General features: G+C 73.2%; 11 protein-coding genes, 1 tRNA gene and 1 other RNA gene. 3 read left to right on the forward strand and 10 right to left on the reverse strand.

What is annotated here, in order from left to right; all coding sequences use genetic code 11:
* The coding region (locus RBJ77_RS43910; RefSeq protein WP_372350115.1) for a DNA polymerase III subunit gamma and tau at positions 1-1,220 on the reverse strand (1,220 nt) is incomplete at its 3' end.
* Between the two features lie 64 nt (positions 1,221-1,284).
* Positions 1,285-1,383: signal recognition particle sRNA small type (gene ffs, locus RBJ77_RS43915), an RNA gene on the reverse strand.
* A 72-nt stretch (positions 1,384-1,455) separates the two neighbouring features.
* Between ffs and RBJ77_RS43920 the strand changes: the two genes are divergently transcribed.
* A tRNA-Ser gene (locus RBJ77_RS43920) sits at positions 1,456-1,540 on the forward strand.
* A gap of 101 nt (positions 1,541-1,641) precedes the next feature.
* On the opposite strand, the gene RBJ77_RS43925 is transcribed toward RBJ77_RS43920, so the two are convergent.
* The 7 genes from RBJ77_RS43925 to RBJ77_RS43955 all read right to left on the reverse strand — a co-directional run bounded on the left by RBJ77_RS43925 (position 1,642) and on the right by RBJ77_RS43955 (position 10,243).
* Positions 1,642-3,453 (reverse strand): SLC13 family permease, encoded by a 1,812-nt coding sequence (locus RBJ77_RS43925; RefSeq protein WP_372350116.1) that lies wholly within the window; start codon positions 3,451-3,453, stop codon positions 1,642-1,644.
* Between the two features lie 42 nt (positions 3,454-3,495).
* On the reverse strand, positions 3,496-5,157 hold the full coding sequence (gene ggt, locus RBJ77_RS43930; RefSeq protein ID WP_372350117.1) for a gamma-glutamyltransferase: 1,662 nt from the start codon (positions 5,155-5,157) through the stop codon (positions 3,496-3,498).
* 40 nt (positions 5,158-5,197) lie between these two features.
* Positions 5,198-5,419, reverse strand: coding sequence for a hypothetical protein (locus RBJ77_RS43935; RefSeq protein WP_372350118.1), 222 nt, complete (start codon positions 5,417-5,419; stop codon positions 5,198-5,200).
* A gap of 10 nt (positions 5,420-5,429) precedes the next feature.
* Complete coding sequence (locus RBJ77_RS43940; RefSeq protein WP_372350119.1) at positions 5,430-7,097, reverse strand: L-lactate permease; 1,668 nt, start codon at positions 7,095-7,097, stop codon at positions 5,430-5,432.
* A 90-nt stretch (positions 7,098-7,187) separates the two neighbouring features.
* Positions 7,188-8,357: an alkene reductase gene (locus RBJ77_RS43945; protein WP_372350120.1), complete on the reverse strand. Its 1,170-nt coding sequence runs from the start codon at positions 8,355-8,357 to the stop codon at positions 7,188-7,190.
* Between the two features lie 52 nt (positions 8,358-8,409).
* Positions 8,410-9,660, reverse strand: a complete 1,251-nt coding sequence (locus tag RBJ77_RS43950) for an MFS transporter (RefSeq protein WP_372350121.1) — start codon at positions 9,658-9,660, stop codon at positions 8,410-8,412.
* Positions 9,653-10,243: an SDR family NAD(P)-dependent oxidoreductase gene (locus tag RBJ77_RS43955; protein ID WP_372350122.1), complete on the reverse strand. Its 591-nt coding sequence runs from the start codon at positions 10,241-10,243 to the stop codon at positions 9,653-9,655. Before RBJ77_RS43955 ends, RBJ77_RS43950 begins: the two co-directional genes overlap by 8 nt.
* Positions 10,244-10,519: 276 nt before the next feature.
* Between RBJ77_RS43955 and RBJ77_RS43960 the strand changes: the two genes are divergently transcribed.
* Complete coding sequence (locus RBJ77_RS43960) at positions 10,520-13,753, forward strand: BTAD domain-containing putative transcriptional regulator (protein WP_372350123.1); 3,234 nt, start codon at positions 10,520-10,522, stop codon at positions 13,751-13,753.
* A 285-nt stretch (positions 13,754-14,038) separates the two neighbouring features.
* Complete coding sequence (locus RBJ77_RS43965; RefSeq protein ID WP_372350124.1) at positions 14,039-14,737, forward strand: sensor domain-containing protein; 699 nt, start codon at positions 14,039-14,041, stop codon at positions 14,735-14,737.
* Here RBJ77_RS43965 and RBJ77_RS43970 read toward each other — a convergent pair.
* A complete protein-coding gene (locus RBJ77_RS43970; protein WP_372350125.1) occupies positions 14,720-16,615 on the reverse strand; it encodes a propionyl-CoA synthetase in 1,896 nt (631 codons plus the stop codon). The two genes, RBJ77_RS43965 and RBJ77_RS43970, sit on opposite strands and share 18 nt — an antisense overlap.
* Positions 16,616-16,647 lie beyond the last annotated feature (32 nt).

Raw genomic sequence — 16,647 nt, forward strand, 5'->3', positions numbered from 1 at the left:
GCGTCGGGACCGGGGACGTACGCCATGGGAGGCGCGGCGCCCTGCCCGCCCGGGGTGAAGACGCCGCCCCGCTCGATGCGGTCGAGGCGGGCCATGACGGAACGTGCGTCGTCGTACGCCGCGGGCAGCAGCACGCGCGCGCAGATCAGCTCCAGCTGGAGGCGCGGCGAATTGGCACCGCGCATCTCCGTCAGGCCCTCGTTCACGAGGTCGGCGGCGCGGCTGAGCTCGGCGGCGCCGAACGTGCTCGCCTGCGCCAGCATCCGCTCCACGACGTCGGCCGGGGCGTCGATCAGCCCCTTCTCCGCCGCGTCCGGGACCGCGGCCAGGATCACCAGGTCACGGAGCCGCTCCAGGAGGTCGGTGACGAACCTGCGCGGGTCGTTGCCCCCCTCGATGATGCGGTCCACGACCTCGAAGGCGGCGGCGCCGTCACCGGTGGCGAAGGCCTCGACGACCGAGTCGAGCAGCGCGGCGTCCGTGTACCCGAGCAGGCCCGTCGCCATGGCGTACGTCACACCGTCCTCGGCGGCGCCGGCGAGCAGCTGGTCCATGACCGACATCGAGTCACGGACCGAACCCGCGCCCGCGCGCACGACGAGCGGCAGCACGCCGTCCTCGACGGGGATGTCCTCCTTGCCGCACACCTCGCCCAGGTAGTCCCGCAGGGTGCCCGGGGGGACCAGCCGGAACGGGTAGTGGTGCGTGCGCGACCGGATCGTCCCGATGACCTTCTCGGGCTCGGTGGTCGCGAAGATGAACTTGAGGTGCTCCGGCGGCTCCTCGACGACCTTCAGCAGTGCGTTGAAACCCGCCGACGTGACCATGTGGGCCTCGTCGATGATGTAGATCTTGTACCGGCTGCTCGCCGGGCCGAAGAATGCCTTCTCGCGCAGGTCACGGGCGTCGTCCACACCACCGTGCGATGCCGCGTCGATCTCGATGACGTCGATCGAGCCCGGTCCGTTCCGCGCGAGGTCCTGGCAGGACTGGCACTCGCCGCAGGGCGTCGGAGTGGGACCCTGCTCACAGTTCAGGCAGCGGGCCAGGATGCGCGCGCTGGTCGTCTTGCCGCAGCCGCGCGGACCACTGAACAGGTACGCGTGATTGACCCGGTTGTTCCGCAGCGCCTGCTGCAGCGGGTCGGTTACATGCTCCTGCCCGATGACCTCGGCGAACGACTCCGGGCGATAACGGCGGTACAGCGCGAGAGACGACACGCATACGAGGTTATAGGCGCCCACTGACAACCACGGCCGCCCCGGACGGCGAACCCGCTCCGGAAACGCAAGCGCCCCCCACGCACCCGCCAGAGCCGACCTACCCTTGCTGCCTTCCGGCCCTGGGGGAGTTCAGTCAGATAGCGCCACGTGAGGGGCTGCGCCAAGAGTACATGCTCCGGGTGGGTGGGAACGAGTTCGCGAGCACTCCTCAACGTCTTGTATTGTTTGCCGCGGAGGATTCGCCTAGAGGCCTAGGGCGCACGCTTGGAAAGCGTGTTGGGGGCAACCCCTCACGAGTTCGAATCTCGTATCCTCCGCCTCCGCCCGTCAGGGCGATCGAAGGGCCCCGCTGCTTGCAGCGGGGCCCTTCGGCGTTGTCGGGCGGGGCCGGTCGGTGCCGGGCGGTGTCGGGGGCGGTTCAGAACGGCCAGTAGAGCGGCGTCACGAGGACCGTCACGATCAGGGTCCAGATCAGTACGACGGTGCCCAGGCGCCAGAAGTCGCCGAAGCGGTAGCCGCCGGGGCCGTAGACCATCAGGCTCACCCCGTTCGCGAACGGGGTGAGGAACGAGGCGCTCGCGCCCATCGCCACGCCGAGCAGCATGGGGAGCGGGGAGACGCCGAGGTCGTTGGCCGTGGCCAGGCCGATCGGCATCATCACCAGCGCGGTCGAGGTGTTGGAGATGAACTGGGTGATCAGCACCGAGACCAGGAAGAGCGCGGTGAGGACGACGCGGGGTCCTGCGTCGCCGAGTGCGCTGACGACGTGGTCGCCGATCATCTGGGCCGCGCCGCTCTTCGTCATGGCGGTCGCGGGCGCGATCATCGCCCCGATCAGGATGCAGGTGTTCCAGTCGATGCCGCGGTAGAGCTGGGGCAGCCGCACCACCCGGCAGACGACCATCAGGCAGGCGCAGACGAGGGCGGCGATCGGCGCGGGGACGAGGTCGAAGGCGAGCAGGACGACGAGGAGGCCCATGATGGCGATGGCCGGGCCCGCGCCCCTGCCGAGCGGCACGGCCTGCGTCTTGACCTGGTGGGGCGGGTCGACGACCAGTACCTGGGGGTTCGACAGGTAGCGGTCGAGGGCGGGCCAGGTGCCCTGGAGCAGGAGGTGGTCGCCCGCCCGCAGCGTCAGTCCGGCCCGGCGGAGTTCGGCGCCGCCGCGCTGCACCGCGAGGATCATCAGGTCCTCGTCCGCCGTGGTCATCCCGGTGAAGACGCGTCGGCCGATCATCTCGGACCGCTGGGGGACGACGACCTCGGCGAGGCCCGACTCGCGGCTGAAGAGCAGGTCGGCGAGGGCCGCGTGGCCGTCGCCCGGCACGAGCTCCAACTGCCGCTCGGACGCGAGCTGTTCGGCTTCCGTCGTGTCGCCCCTGACCAGCAGCACGTCGCCGGCCGACAGCTGGTCGCGGGCGAGACGCTGGGCCTTGCCGCCGTCGAGGACGGCCACCGTGCGCAGGCCGGGGTGGCCGGAGAGGTCGAGCGCGTTCCACGGCGTGCCGACGAGCGGGGAACCGGCCGTCACCCGCAGCCGGTGCAGGTCCTCCTCCAGGCCGTACTGGTCGACCAGGGTGTGGGCGTGGCCGCTGAAGTCGGCGGGGATCGACTGGCCGCGCCGCTCGGGCAGCAGCCGCTTGCCGAGGAACACGACGATGAGGATCGAGCCGATCAGCTGCGGGATGCCCAGGATCGACCAGGCGAAGAAGCCGATGTGGCCGACGCCCGCGTTGTCGGCCTCGGTGGCGGCGATGACGTTGACCGGCGAGCCCAGCAGCGTCAGCTTCGCGCCCTTCAGGCAGGCGATGGCGAGCGGGATCATCAGATGGGACGGTGCGATGCCGGTGCGGACCGCGATGACGACCGTGACCGGCAGCATCGCGGCGACCGCGCCGTTCATGCCGATCAGTCCGCTGAAGACGGCGGCGACGACCATGAGCGCCACCATGAGCACGGTCTCGCTGCGGCCGCTCAGCCGCATCAGCAACTGCCCGGCCCAGGCCCCGACGCCCGCCGTCTCCAGGCCCACCGCGATGGCGAGCAGCGCGGCGATGAGGACGACCACCGGGTCGCCGAACCCGGTGACCGCCTCCGGCATGGTGAGCACGCCGGTGAAGAACAGCGTCAGGGAGGCGCCGATCGCGACGACGGCCGCGGGCACGACGTTCCAGATGAAGAGCACCATCGCCAGGCCGATGACCGACAGCGTGATCCAGATGTCTGACACAGGTATTCCTCGGGTCCCCCGTGGGCGGCGTGGACGGACAGGTCAGAAGCCGAGCGCGGCGCCGTCGCCGCGCGGGTCGGCGCCGCCTTCGTAGAAGCCCTGTTCGCTGTCGACGCGGATCGCCTGGGCGTGGCCCATGTTGTCGTTCCAGTCGGTGACCGGCTGGACCGGCTGGCCGCGGCGCTTGAGGTCGCGGACGATCTCGTCGCTGATCCGGCCCTCCAGCGAGAGGTTGCGCGACGGGGTGCCCCAGGTGCGGCCCATCAGCCAGCGCGGGGCCTCGATCGCCTGCTGGACGTCGTAGCCGAAGTCGAGCATCCGGGTCACCAGCGCCACCTGCGACTGCGGCTGGCCCTCGCCGCCCATGGAGCCGAAGGCGAGGTGCGGCCTGCCGTCCTTGAGGAGCAGGGCGGGGACGAGGGTGTGGAAGGTGCGCTTGCCGGGCGCCAGGCAGTTGGGGTGGTTCTCGTCGAGGGAGAAGAACGCGCCGCGGTTCTGCGGGACGATCCCGGTGTCGCCGCCCACGACCGCGCTGCCGAAGTCGTGGTAGATCGACTGGATCAGCGAGACGACCATGCCGTCGGAGTCGGCCGCGTTGAAGTAGCAGGTGTCGCCCGCCGGTACGCGCCGCTCGTGCGGATGGGCGTAGGGGATGCCGGGCGGGACGGAGTTCATGTCGGCCGCGCGCTCCGGGTCGATCAGCCGGCGGCGTTCGTCCGCGTACTCCTTGCTGATCATCCGGTCGACGGGGATGTCCACGAAGCGGGGGTCGGTCAGCCACTCGTCGCGGTCGGCGAAGGCGATCTTCACGGCCTCGACGATGTGGTGGTAGTAGTCGGCCGTGCCCTCGCCGAGGGCCGTGATGTCGAAGCCCTCGACCAGGTTGAAGATCTGGAGGGCGGTGAACCCCTGGGTGGCGGGCGGGAGTTCGTAGATGTCGTGGCCGCGGTACGACGACGAGATCGGGTCGGCCCATTCGGCGTGGAAGCCCGCGAAGTCGTCGGGGGTGAGGGGGGAGCCCTGGGGCTGGAGGGCCGCGCAGAGGCGCTCGGCGGTGCGGCCCTCGTAGAAGCCGTCGCGGGGGCCGTGCGTGGCCAGGCGCTCGAAGGAGTCGGCCAGGCCCGCCTGGACCAGGCGCTGTCCTTCGCGCAGGACCCGGCCGCCCGGCAGGTAGACGGCGGCGGTGTCGGGCCGGGCCTTCAGGATCGGTTCGTCCTGGACCAGCCAGTCGGCGAGCGAACGGCTCACCGGCATGCCGTCGCGGGCGTGCCCGACGGCGGCCCGGAAGAGCGAGTCCCACGGGAGTTTCCCGAACCGCTCGTGGGCCAGGCGCCAGCCGTCGACCGCGCCGGGGATCGTGAGCGCGGCCTGGGCCCCGCGGGCGGGGATCTCGCCGTCGTCGCCGCTCAGGGCGCGGTAGCGGTCGAGCGTCGCGCCGGCGGCGGCCGGGCCGCTCGCGTCGATCGCGTGCACCCGGCCGTCGGGTTCGCCGATCAGCCAGAAGCCGTCGCCGCCGAGCCCGGCCATGTGCGGGTAGACCACGCACAGGACCGCGTTGGCGGCGACGGCCGCGTCGACCGCGCTGCCGCCGCGCTGCAGGGCGTCGAGCCCGGCGGCGCTGGCGAGGTGGTGGGGCGTGGCGACGACGCCGTTCGCCGCGTACGTCGGGGGGCGGCCCGTGCGGGGGCCGTCGGGGTGACTCATCAGCGCCTCCTGGGGCGGGCTGCCGGGACTCCGGGGAGGGCTACGACGTGCGCTCGTCGTACTCCATGCCCATGTCGGTCGGCTTGTCGGTGGAGTGGTCCATGTAGCGGGTCCAGACCGGCAGCAGGCCGCCGAGGACGAAGGCCGCCAGTCCGATCCACCACACGGCCCGGTGGTCGTCGGTCGCGCCGGTGCTGATCACGGGAAAGGCGATGAGGAGGAGCACCAGGGAGACCGTCTCGGCCTTGAGCTTCTTGTCCATGACTGCCCTCTCAACTCACCGCTACGAGAACGATCGTGGCGATGCCGGTGAGCACCGCGACGACGACCGTCCAGCCGATCGTCAGGCGCAGCACGGCGCCTTCCTTGCCCTTGATTCCGGCGATGCTGGTGCCCAGCACGATGTTCGCCGGAGCGATGGCGTTGCCGTACGCGCTGCCCGCGGCCTGGGCCGCGACGATCGACTCGGCGCTGATGCCGTGCAGGTGCGCGACGTCGCTCTGCACACCGGCGAAGAGCACGTTGGACGCGGTGCTGCTGGACGTCATGAAGGCACCGAGCGCACCGATCACGGAGGCGATGCCGGCGTAGACGTACGGCGGTGACACGTCGGCGATGCCGTGGGCGATCGTCAGGGTCTGGCCGCTGTGGTCGAGGATGCGGCTGGTCACCAGGAACGCGATCACCGGCACCGAGGCGGGCACGGCGTCGATCAGCAGCGACGAGGAGATCCGCTCGGGTGCGTGCAGCCGGCCCCAGGCCCGGTAGTAGCCCTTCCACCGGTAGACGATCCACACCACCAGGGTGGTGATCAGCAGCATCGTGCCGGGGTGGGTCAGCAGCGTGATCGGGGCGTACTTGTCGGTGGCGTCGATGTCGATGCCGTAGCCGGTGTCGACGGCCGGGAACGGCATGCCGAGGGTCCACTTGCGCAGCTGGTCGTTGAGCGGCCCGATCAGCAGCGCGCTCAGGGTCACCAGCGGGAGCACGGCGTACGGCAGGCACGACATGCCCAGGCTCATGACCGGAGGCGCCTCCTCCTTCTCCTCGACCCGGCGCTCGGCCATGGCCGGCCGCTCGCTGATCCCGGTGATGGGTTCGCCGAACCGGCGCCAGCGCGACAGCGGGTAGAGCGCGAGGAGGGCCACCGCGGCGGCCAGGAACGTCGACAGCTCCGGGCTGAAGAGCGTGGAGAGCATCTGGCCGACGCCGAGGATGGTGCCGAGGATCAGGACCAGCGGCCAGGCGTGCCGGACCGCGGCCCAGCGGCCGTAGAGCCAGACGACCAGGAAGCCGCCGAGGTAGGTCGGGATGAGGATCAGCAGGCCCGACTTGAACGCCGCCTGCGTCGCGTCCTCGACGTCGGCGACCTGGAGCGTCGCGAGCCAGCCGACGCCGAGGGTGCCGAAGAAACGGGCCCACGCGTGCGCGAGCACGCCCATCGCGACCGCGTGGACCGGCCGGACGCCGACGGCGATCAGCAGCGGCACCACCACGGCGACGGGGGCGCCGAAGCCCGCGATGCCCTGCAGGAACGACGAGAAGACCCAGGCCAGCGCCAGGATGATGAACAGCTCGTTGCGGCTGAACCTGGAGATGCCGCGCCGCAGGGCGTCATAGGCGCCGGCCTGCTTGGTGACCTGGTAGAGCAGCAGCGCCGGCCAGATCACGTACAGGATGAAGATCGCGTCCCACACGCCCTTGCCGCACGCGACGGCCAGGGTGTGCCACGGCGTCTTGAAGGCCACCAGCGCGACGATCGCCGCGGTGAACATCGCCATCGGCGCGGCCTCGGGCGCGCGCCAGCGCAGGGGCACGAGGAAGACGAGCAGGACGACGATGGGCAGGATGGCGAGCGACCAGTGGAGTACGTCCACGGGGATCTGAGCGGTGTCCATACACTCTCCGGGGTTTTTTACTGGCTTAGTCCGGATGCGCACCGATATGTGGGACATACACACTGACAGCCCGTTCATCCGCCCGTTCAGGGGAGCCCGGGGCCCGAGCCCCGAGCCCCCCGAGCCCTGATCTCACCCGGCGGCGCCGGCCGCGGGCAGCGTCGGATAGTCGGTGTAGCCCTCCGGCCCGCCCACGTACATCAGGTACGCGTCCCGTACGGGGTTCAGGGGCGCGCCCGTCCGGAGCCGGGTGACCAGGTCGGGGTTGGCGAGGAACGGGCGGCCCAGGGCGATCAGGTCCGCGCCCGCCGCGAGCAGCCGGTCGGCGGCCGCGTGGACCGGCTCGGCGGCGAGGGGCCCGTCGGGCAGGACCGGGTTGGCGATCAGGGTGCCGGGCCAGGCGGCGCGGATGGCACGGAAGACCGGGTCGGACGGGTTCGCGTACACGACGTGGAGGTAGGCGAGCGGGCCGACGGACCTGAGCTCCGCCACCAGCGCCGGGTAGATCGCCTCCGTGTCGCCCTCCTCGATGCCGTTCACGGTGAGGCCGGGCGAGAGGCGGACGCCCACCCGCTCCGGGCCGATCGCCTCGGCGACGGCGCGGACCACCTCCATCGTGAAGCGGATGCGGTGGGCGACCGGGCCGCCGTACGCGTCGGTGCGGCGGTTGGTGTTGCCCGCCAGGAACTGGTGCAGCAGATAGCCGTTGGCCGAGTGGACCTCGACGCCCTCGAAGCCCGCGGCGACCGCCCGGCGGGCCGCGGCCGCGAAGTCGGCGACCGTGGCGGCGATCTCGTCGGGCGTCAGCTCCCGGGGCACGGGCGCCGGGAGGTGACCGGCGGCCGTGTGGATGCCGTCCGGGAGCGGGACCGGGGACGGGGCGAGCGGGGTCAGTCCGCTGGTGTCCGGGTGGCCGACCCTGCCCCCGTGCTGGAGCTGCAGGAACATCCGGCCGCCGCGCGCCCGGACGGCCTCCGTGACCTGGCGCCAGCCCGCCTCGTGGGCGTCGGTGTGCAGGGCGGTGATGTTCGGGTACGTCCGGCCGACCGCGTTCGGCGTCGCGGCCTCGGCGACGATCAGGCCGGCCGCGGCGCGCTGTGCGTAGTACGTGGCCATGAGGGGCGTGGGCACGCCGTCGGCGGTGGCGCGGTTGCGGGTCATCGGGGCCATGACCAGGCGGTTGGCGAGGGGGATTCCGGCGAGGTCGGTGGGCTCGAAGAGGTGGGTGGGGTGGGAAGTACGGGTGGTGGGGGTGGTGGGGGTGGTGATGGTCTGCGTGGTCGGCGTGGCGTGCGTGGTCATGGTCCTACTCCCTTGGTGTGGAGGTGAGTTGGCGGGGGGGGAGCGGTCGGGGTCAGGTGGTGGGGAAGCCGTGGCGGCGGGACGCGGTGACCACGGCGAGGACCGGGGCCAGCAGGAGCAGGACGGCCCACGGGAACGAGCCCGAACCGGCCAGGTCGAGCAGCACGCCGCCCGCCACCCCGCCGACCGCCATCGCGACGTTCCACAAGGTGACGAGCATCGCCTGGGCCGCGTCGGCGGCCTCCTCGCCGCCCGCCCGGCCCGCCGCCGTCTGCAGCAGCGTCGGGATGCCGCCCCAGCCGAGGCCCCACAGCGCGGCGGCGGCGTACACCGCCGGGGTGCTGTCGGCGAGCAGGGCGAGAGCGGCGGCGGCCACGGCGATCAGGACGGTGCCGGCCAGGGTCAGGGCGCGCAGCCGGCGGTGGACGAGCGCGCCGACGATCCAGATGGAGAGGAGCGAGGCCGCGCCGAAGACCAGCAGGACGACGTCCGTCGAACCGCCCAGGCCGAGGTCGTCGAGGAACGTGGCGATGTACGCGTAGAGGATCGTGTGCGCCAGGACGAGGACGAGGGTGACCGTGAGGACGGCCGACACCCCGGGGACGCGGAGGGCGTGCCGCATCGGAGTGCGGGCGGAACGGGCCTGGCCGGGGTGGTCGGGCACCGCCAGCCGGATCCAGCCGAGCAGGACCACCGTCAGGGCCGTCATCGCGAGGAACGCGGTGCGCCAGCCGAGCGCCGAACCGAGGAAGGTGCCCGCCGGGACGCCGAGCGACAGGGCGACCGGGATGCCCGCCATGGCGATCGCGAGGGCCTTGCCCTCCAGGTTCGGCGGGGCGAGCCGGCGGGCGTGACCGGCGAGCAGGGCCCAGGCCAGACCGGCCGCGACACCGGCGACGAAGCGGGCCGTCATCGTCAGGGCGTACGAGGAGGAGAGCGCGGTCACCGTGTTGGCCACGGCGAACGCGGCCATGGCCGTGAGCAGCAGGCGCCGGCGGTTCCAGGCCGTGGTCGCGGCGGTGAGCGGGATCGCGGTGAGGAAGGTGCCGACCGCGTAGACGGTGACCGTCTGGCCGGTGGCGGACTCGCTGACGCCGAGCGCTCCGCTCATCGCCGGGAGGAGGCCCGCCGGGAGGGTTTCGGTGAGGCTCGTGATGAAGACGGCCGTGGCCAGGGCGAGGAGGGCGGGGAGGGGGAGTTTGGGGGTCTGGGTGGGAGTGGGGGCGGAGGTGGAGGTGGGGGTCGGGGTGTGGGCGTGGGCGTGGATGTGGGTGGCTGTGGGGTGTGGGGTCGTGTCAGGCATCGTGCGTGTCTCCGGGGGTGCGTGCGGGTGGGGTGGGGAGGTCTACGGGGAGTTCCGTGCCGGTCGTGAGCGGGGCGTCCACCGCGAGGAACAGCGCGGCGCGGGCCGCCTCGTCGGCCGAGCCGCGGCGCTGCATCAGGTCGTCGTCGTGGCCGCCCGCCACGGTGTTGACCCGGACGCCGCGCGCCGCGGCCTCCCGTGCGCAGGCGCGCAGGGCGGGCTGGGTGGCGGGACAGCCGCTCAGCACGACGGACCCTCCGGGCGCGAGCAGGGGGAGCAGCGCGGTGAGGGTGGCGCGGGCCTCGGTTGCGGCGGTGGCCGGTGGGGTGGTGGCGGTGCCCGCGTGGACGAAGAGGTGGTCGATGCGGCCGAGGCGGTCGGCCACGGTGGCCGGCGGGGGTGTGGGGCCGGTCAACAGGTGGGCGGTGCGGCCCAGTTCGGTGCGGGCTCGGGGGAGGTCGGTGGGGGTGTGGGCCGTGACCAGGACGTGGGCTCCGCCTTCCACCAGGCGTTTGGCGATGGCCAGTCCTACGCCGGTGGCTCCGCCGGTGATGACGGCTGTGCGGCCTCCGTACTTCGTCATGGCTCGGCTCCCGTCCCGGGGGGTGATGGTGGTGCGTGGTCGGTGTGGACGGGACGACTCTGCGGGGGCGGGGTTCGGGGGTGCTGAGGGTTGGCTGATGGTCGGCTGAGGTCGGCTGAGGTCGGCTGAGGGAGGAGGTCGGGGTGGTTGCCCTCGCGCCGTTGGGGGTGGGGTTCGTCGGCGGGTGCGGGTGCGTCGTGGCTGGTCGCGCAGTTCCCCGCGCCCCTGAAGCGCCGACTCCGTCGGCTTGTCGGGGGTGGCGGGTACCTTCTGGGGATGTGGTTCGGGGTGTTGGGGGGACTGGTCGTACGGGATCGGGCGGGTGGCCTGGTCGGGGTGCCGGAGGTGAAGGTCCGGGGGCTGCTCGCCGTGCTGCTCGCGCACGAGGGGCGCGTCGTGTCCGTGGACCGGCTGGTCGAGGACCTGTGGGGCGACCGGCCGCCCGGGAACCCGGCCAACTCGCTGCAGGCCAAGGTCTCCCAGCTGCGCCGCGCCGTCGGCCGTGAGCGCGTCGTGCGGGAGGCCGCGGGGTACCGGCTCGTGCTCGACGGCGCCGAGGTCGACGCCGTCGCGTTCCGGGAGTCCGTGGAGCGGGCCCGGGCCGTGCCGGACCCGACGGAGCGGGTGGAACTGCTCGACCGGGCACTGGAGTTGTGGCGCGGGGACGCGTACGCGGACTTCGCCGACGCCGAGTTCGCCCGGGCGCCGGTGCGGCAGCTCGACGAGCTGCGTCTCGTCGCGGTGGAGGAACGGGCCGACGCCAGACTCCGGTTGGGGCAGCACGACGTGGTGGCGGGTGAGCTGGGCGCGCTGGTGCGGCTGCACCCGCTGCGCGAGCATCTGCGCGCCCTCCAGCTGCGCGCGCTGTACCGGGCCGGCCGGCAGAGCGAGGCGCTCGCCTCGTACGAGGAGCTGCGCAAGGTCGTCGCGGACGAGCTGGGCGTGGATCCGTCGCCCGAGCTCACGGCCCTGCACGCGGCGATCCTCCGGCAGGACGACAGCCTGGCCCCCACCGGAGCGCCCGCTCCGGCACCGCCCTCCCCCGCGCCCGCGCCCGGCGGCGACCGTCTCCCGGCGCCGGCCACCCCGCTCGTCGGGCGCGACGACACCCTCGACGTACTGGCTCAACTTCTCGCGTCTGAACGGCTGTTGACTCTTACCGGGCCTGGCGGCGTGGGGAAGACGCGGCTCGCCGTGGAGGCCGCGCGGCGCGCCTCCGGGACCGCCCCCGACGGGGTGTGGCTGGTCGAACTCGCCGGGGTCCGCGGCGACGCCGACGATCTCGCGCAGGCCGTCGCCGCCGCGCTCGGGCTGCGCGAGGACGCGGGCACCCCGCTCGACGGCGGTTCGGCCGGCCGGCTGGCCCGGGTGCTGCGCGAGCGCCGCGCCCTGCTGGTCCTCGACAACTGCGAGCACGTCGTCGAGGCCGCCGCCGGCCTGACGTACACCCTGCTGCGGGCCGCGCCCCTGCTGCGCGTGCTGGCCACCAGCCAGGAACCGCTCGGTCTGGCCACCGCCGGGGAGACCGTGCTCCCGGTCGAGCCGCTGCGGCAGGCGGACGCCGTGGGGCTGTTCATCGCGCGGGCGGAGGCGGGCGGCGCCACGCTCGCGCCCGACGACGCCGAGGACACCGCCGCGGTCGCCGAGATCTGCCGGCGTCTCGACGGCATCCCGCTCGCCCTCGAACTGGCCGCCACCCGCGTACGGGCTTTGGGCGTACGGGAGTTGGCGGCCCGCATCGGCGACCGGTTCCGGGTGCTCGGGGCCGGGCAGCGAGGGCTGCCGGCGCGGCAGCAGACGTTGCGCGCGATGATCGACTGGAGCTGGGAGCTGCTCGGCGCGCCCGAGCGGATCGTGCTGCGCCGCCTCGCCGTGCACCGCGACGGCTGCACCCTGGAGGCCGCGGAGGCCGTCTGCGCGGGGGACGGGGTGGCCCGCGACGAGGTGCTCGACCTGGTGACGCGGCTCGTGGACCGTTCGCTGGTCGTCGTGGTGCCGGGGCCCGGCGGCGGGCCGCGCTACCGGCTCCTGGAGTCCGTGTCGGCGTACGCCCTGGAGCGGCTCGCGGAGATGGCGGACGTCGACGCCGTACGGGACCGGCACCTGCGGCACTACCTCGGTCTCGCCGAACGGACCGCGCCCCTACTGCGCGGCGGCGGGCAGCGGGACCTGCTCGCGCGGCTCGACGCCGAGTCCGCGAACCTGCGGGCCGCGCTCGACGAGGCGGTGCGGCGCGATCCGGCCGCCGCGGTGCGGCTCGGCACCGCCCTCGCCTGGTGGTGGCTGCTGCGGGGGCGGCTCACGGAGGCGTACCGGGCGTTGTCCGCGGTGGCGGCGGGGGCGGTGGGGGCGGTGGGGGCGGTGGGGGCCGCTGACGGTGAACTTGTGGTGCTGCGGGCCGCGTTCGGGCTGCTGACCGGTGCCGTCGGGGCTGCGGTGGACGCCTCTGGTGTTTCCGGTATCTCCGACGTCTCCGTCTCCGGTGTCTCCGGTGTCGGTGTCTCTGCTCCGGCTCACTGGCTCTACGCGTACGGCGTGTTCAACGGGGGCGACCCCGACGCCTGCGGACGCCACCTCGACGCGCATCCGCCGCACCCCGACGACCGCTGGTCCACCGCCGCCACGCTCGCCCTGCGCGCCCTGCACGCCCTGATCCGCGGCGACCTGGCCGCCCTGGAGCGGGACGGGTTGCGCTCCGCCGCGCTGTTCCGTGAACTCGGGGATGCCTGGGGCGAGTTGCAGACCGTCCAGCCGCTCGCCGCGCTCGCCGAGATCAAGGGCCGGTACGAGGAGGCCGAACGGCTCGGCGAGGCGGGGCTGCGGATCGCCGAGGAGCTCGGCCTCGCCTCCGAGGTGTCCGCCCGGCTCTCCGGGCTCGGCCGCGTCGCACTGCTCCGCCACGACTGGGACCGCGCCCGTGACCTGCACGAACGGGGGCGTCAGCGGGCCGTCGAGCACGGCTACAAGTACGGCGAGATCCACGCCGAGATGGGGCTCGCGCTCGGCGCCCGCCGCTCCGGCGACCTCGACGCCGCCGAGCGCCATCTGGTCCGGCTGCGTGACGCCCACGGTGAACTCTTCTCACCGGCGGGCGACCATCTGCGCAGCGCCGAGTTCGGGTTCCTCGCCGAGTTGCGGGGCGATGCGGAGGCGGCTCGCGCCCACCATCTGCGCGGCCTCGACGCCGCCCGCACGCTGGCCGAGCCGCGGGCCTTCGCCCTGACCCTGGAGGGGCTGGCGGGCGCGGAGTCGTTGGCCGGGGAGGCGGGGGCTGCGGCGTTGCTGCTCGGGGCGGCCGATGCGGCTCGGCGGTCGGTCGGGGCGCCGTTGCCTCCGGCGGAGCGGGGGGATGTCGACCGGGTCGTGGGGAGGGTTTCGGCGGTGCTCGGGGGTGAGGGGTTCGCTGCCGCGTTTCGGGTGGGGGCCGGGTTGGAGCCTGAAGCGGCAGTCGTGCGTGGCGTCTCGGGGCTCCGCCCCGGGCCCCGCTCCTCAATCGCCGGAGGGGCTTGAGCGGCCGAAGCGGCAGGCGTGCGTGGCGTCACGGGGCTCCGCCCCGGACCCCGCTCCTCAATCGCCGGAGGGGCTTGAGCGGCCGAAGCGGCAGGCGTGCGTGGCGTCACGGGGCTCCGCCCCGGACCCCGCTCCTCAATCGCCGGAGGGGCTTGATTGGCGGAGGGAGCTTCATTGGCGGAGGGGATTGATCGGCAAGGGGGGATAACCGGCGGGGGATAACCCCACCCCAAGACACCCCGTCACCCCATGTTCCCGCCGTCCCCGGCGCGCGAGGCTGAACGCATGACCTCGACGACGCTTCCTTACCTCAGCGGGCACACCGCGACCACCGCCCACGCCGGGCACGACACCACCCGGCGCCCCTCCTTCTGGCGGGCCCCCTTCAGCGTCACCACGTACCGGGAGGTCGGGCACACGCTGACCTCGTTGCCCGTGGCGGTCGCCGGGTTCGCCTTCTCCGTGACGATGTTCGCCCTCGGCGTCGGCACGCTCGTCGTCTGGCTCGGGCTGCCGGTCCTGGTGGCCGCGCTGACCGGGGCGCGGGCCCTGGGCGGGGCGGAGCGCGGGCGGGCCCGCAGCCTCCTCGGCCTGGACGTGCCGGCGCCCGACGCCCCCGGTGAGGGGCTGCGCGGCCGGCTCACGGACGCCGCCGGCTGGAAGGCCCTGCTCTTCCACACGGTGATGTTCCCGTGGCGCGTGCTGTCGTTCACGCTGTCCGTGACGTTCCTGGCCACCGGCTGGGCCGTGGCGCTGTTCCCCACGTACTCCTGGGTCTTCCACCGCTACCTGGACTGGCCCGGCTACCGCCTCTACGACTTCACGACCGACGCGGGCGTGCACCACGCGTACTACATCGAGTCGCCCGCCCAGATCGCCGCGGTCTCCGCGATCGGCTTCGTCCTCGTCTTCCTCACGCCGCAGCTGGTGCGCGGTCTGACGAACGTCGACCGCGCCGCGATCCGCTCACTGCTCTCCCGCTGACGGCCGCCGCGTGAGCACCGGCCGCAGCGCATCGAGCACCGCCGCATCGTCGACGGTCGACGGCACCGGTTCGTCGAGGCCGTCGGCGATGCCGCGCATGGTCCGCCGCAGGATCTTCCCCGACCGCGTCTTGGGCAGGGCGGCGACCACCGCGACGTCCTTCAGGGACGCGACCGCCCCGATCCGGTCCCGTACGAGCTGCACGAGCTCGGCCTCGACGACCGCGGGATCGGAGGCGACGCCCGCCTTCAGCACCACGAAGCCGCGCGGCACCTGCCCCTTCAGCGAGTCGGCGACGCCGATGACGGCGCACTCGGCGACGTCCGGGTGGGAGGCGAGGACCTCCTCCATGCCGCCGGTCGACAGGCGGTGCCCGGCCACGTTGATCACGTCGTCGGTCCGGCCCATCACGAACACGTAGCCGTCCTCGTCCACGTGCCCGCCGTCGCCGGTGAGGTAGAACCCGTCGTACGCGGACAGGTACGAGGCCACGAACCGCTCGTCGTCGTTCCACAGCGTGGGCAGCGCGCCCGGCGGCATCGGCAGCTTCACGACGATCGCGCCGTCCTCCCCCGCCGCGACCGGCTTCCCGGCCGGATCGAGCACCCGCACGTCCCACCCGGGCAGCGGCCACGTGGGCGAACCGGCCTTCACCGGCGCGGCCTCGATGCCCACCGGGTTGGCGACGATCGGCCACCCGGTCTCGGTCTGCCACCAGTGGTCGACGACCGGGATGCCGAGCAGGTCGCTCGCCCAGTGGTAGGTCTCCGGGTCGAGCCGCTCCCCGGCGAGGAACAGGTACGTGAGCGCGCCGAGGTCGTACTGCCGCGCCAACTCCCCTTCCGGGTCGACCTTCTTGATGGCCCGGAACGCGGTCGGGGCGGTGAACAGCGTCTTCACGCCGTACTCCTGCGCCACCCGCCAGAACTGCCCCGCGTCGGGCGTCCCCACGGGCTTGCCCTCGTAGAGCACGGTCGTCGCGCCGGCCAGCAGCGGCGCGTACACGATGTACGAGTGCCCGACGACCCACCCCACGTCGGAGGCGGTGAACATCACCTCGCCGGGCCCGACGTCGTACACGGCCTCCATGGACCAGCGCAGCGCGACCGCGTAGCCGCCGCAGTCGCGCACGACGCCCTTCGGCTTCCCGGTCGTCCCGGACGTGTAGAGGATGTACAGCGGGTCGGTGGCGGCGACGGACACGCACGCGGCGGGCTCCGCATCCCGCACGGCGGCCTCCCACTCCACGTCCAGCGGGCCCAACTCCGCCACGCACTCGGGTCGTTGCAGCACCACGCACGCGTCGGGCCGGTGCTCGGCCAGCTCGACGGCGCTGTCCAGGAGGGGCTTGTAGGGGACGACCCGCTTCCCCTCGATCCCGCAGGACGCCGACACGACGACCTTCGGCCGGGCGTCGTCGATCCGCACGGCCAGCTCGTTCGCCGCGAACCCGCCGAACACCACGGAGTGCACCGCCCCGATCCGCGCACAGGCCAGCATCGCGACGACGGCCTCCGGCACCATCGGCATATACACGACGACCCGGTCCCCCCGCCCGACCCCGAGCCCCACGAGCACCCCGGCGAACGCGGCGACCCGGTCCCGCAGCTCCGCATAGCTGTACGTGCGCCGGCTCCCGGTCACCGGCGAGTCGTACACGAGCGCGTCCTGCGCCCCGCGCCCCGCGTCCACGTGCCGGTCGAGCGCGTTGTGACAGACGTTCAACTCCCCGTCAGGGAACCACCGGTAGAACGGCGCCCGCGCCGGGTCCAGCGCCCGCGTGGGCGCCACGTCCCAGTCGATCCCCCGGGCGGCATCGAGCCAGAACCCTTCGGGGTCCTCGGTGCTGCGGCGGAAGACTTCCTCGTACGACGGCATGGCCCGTACCCCTTTGCGCAGTTCCCGAAGCG

Source organism: Streptomyces sp. KL116D, from assembly GCF_030766975.1.
Taxonomy (GTDB): Bacteria; Actinomycetota; Actinomycetes; order Streptomycetales; family Streptomycetaceae; genus Streptomyces; species Streptomyces longispororuber_A.

Excerpts from the sequence above, each read along its gene's own strand:
- ggt (WP_372350117.1), bottom strand. The coding sequence starts at position 5,157 with ATGAGTCACCCCGACGGCCCCCGCACGGGCCGCCCCCCGACGTACGCG.
- RBJ77_RS43935 (WP_372350118.1), bottom strand. The coding sequence starts at position 5,419 with ATGGACAAGAAGCTCAAGGCCGAGACGGTCTCCCTGGTGCTCCTCCTC.
- RBJ77_RS43945 (WP_372350120.1), bottom strand. The coding sequence starts at position 8,357 with ATGACCACGCACGCCACGCCGACCACGCAGACCATCACCACCCCCACC.
- RBJ77_RS43950 (WP_372350121.1), bottom strand. The coding sequence starts at position 9,660 with ATGCCTGACACGACCCCACACCCCACAGCCACCCACATCCACGCCCAC.
- RBJ77_RS43955 (WP_372350122.1), bottom strand. The coding sequence starts at position 10,243 with ATGACGAAGTACGGAGGCCGCACAGCCGTCATCACCGGCGGAGCCACC.
- RBJ77_RS43960 (WP_372350123.1), top strand. The coding sequence starts at position 10,520 with ATGTGGTTCGGGGTGTTGGGGGGACTGGTCGTACGGGATCGGGCGGGT.
- RBJ77_RS43965 (WP_372350124.1), top strand. The coding sequence starts at position 14,039 with ATGACCTCGACGACGCTTCCTTACCTCAGCGGGCACACCGCGACCACC.
- RBJ77_RS43970 (WP_372350125.1), bottom strand. The coding sequence starts at position 16,615 with ATGCCGTCGTACGAGGAAGTCTTCCGCCGCAGCACCGAGGACCCCGAA.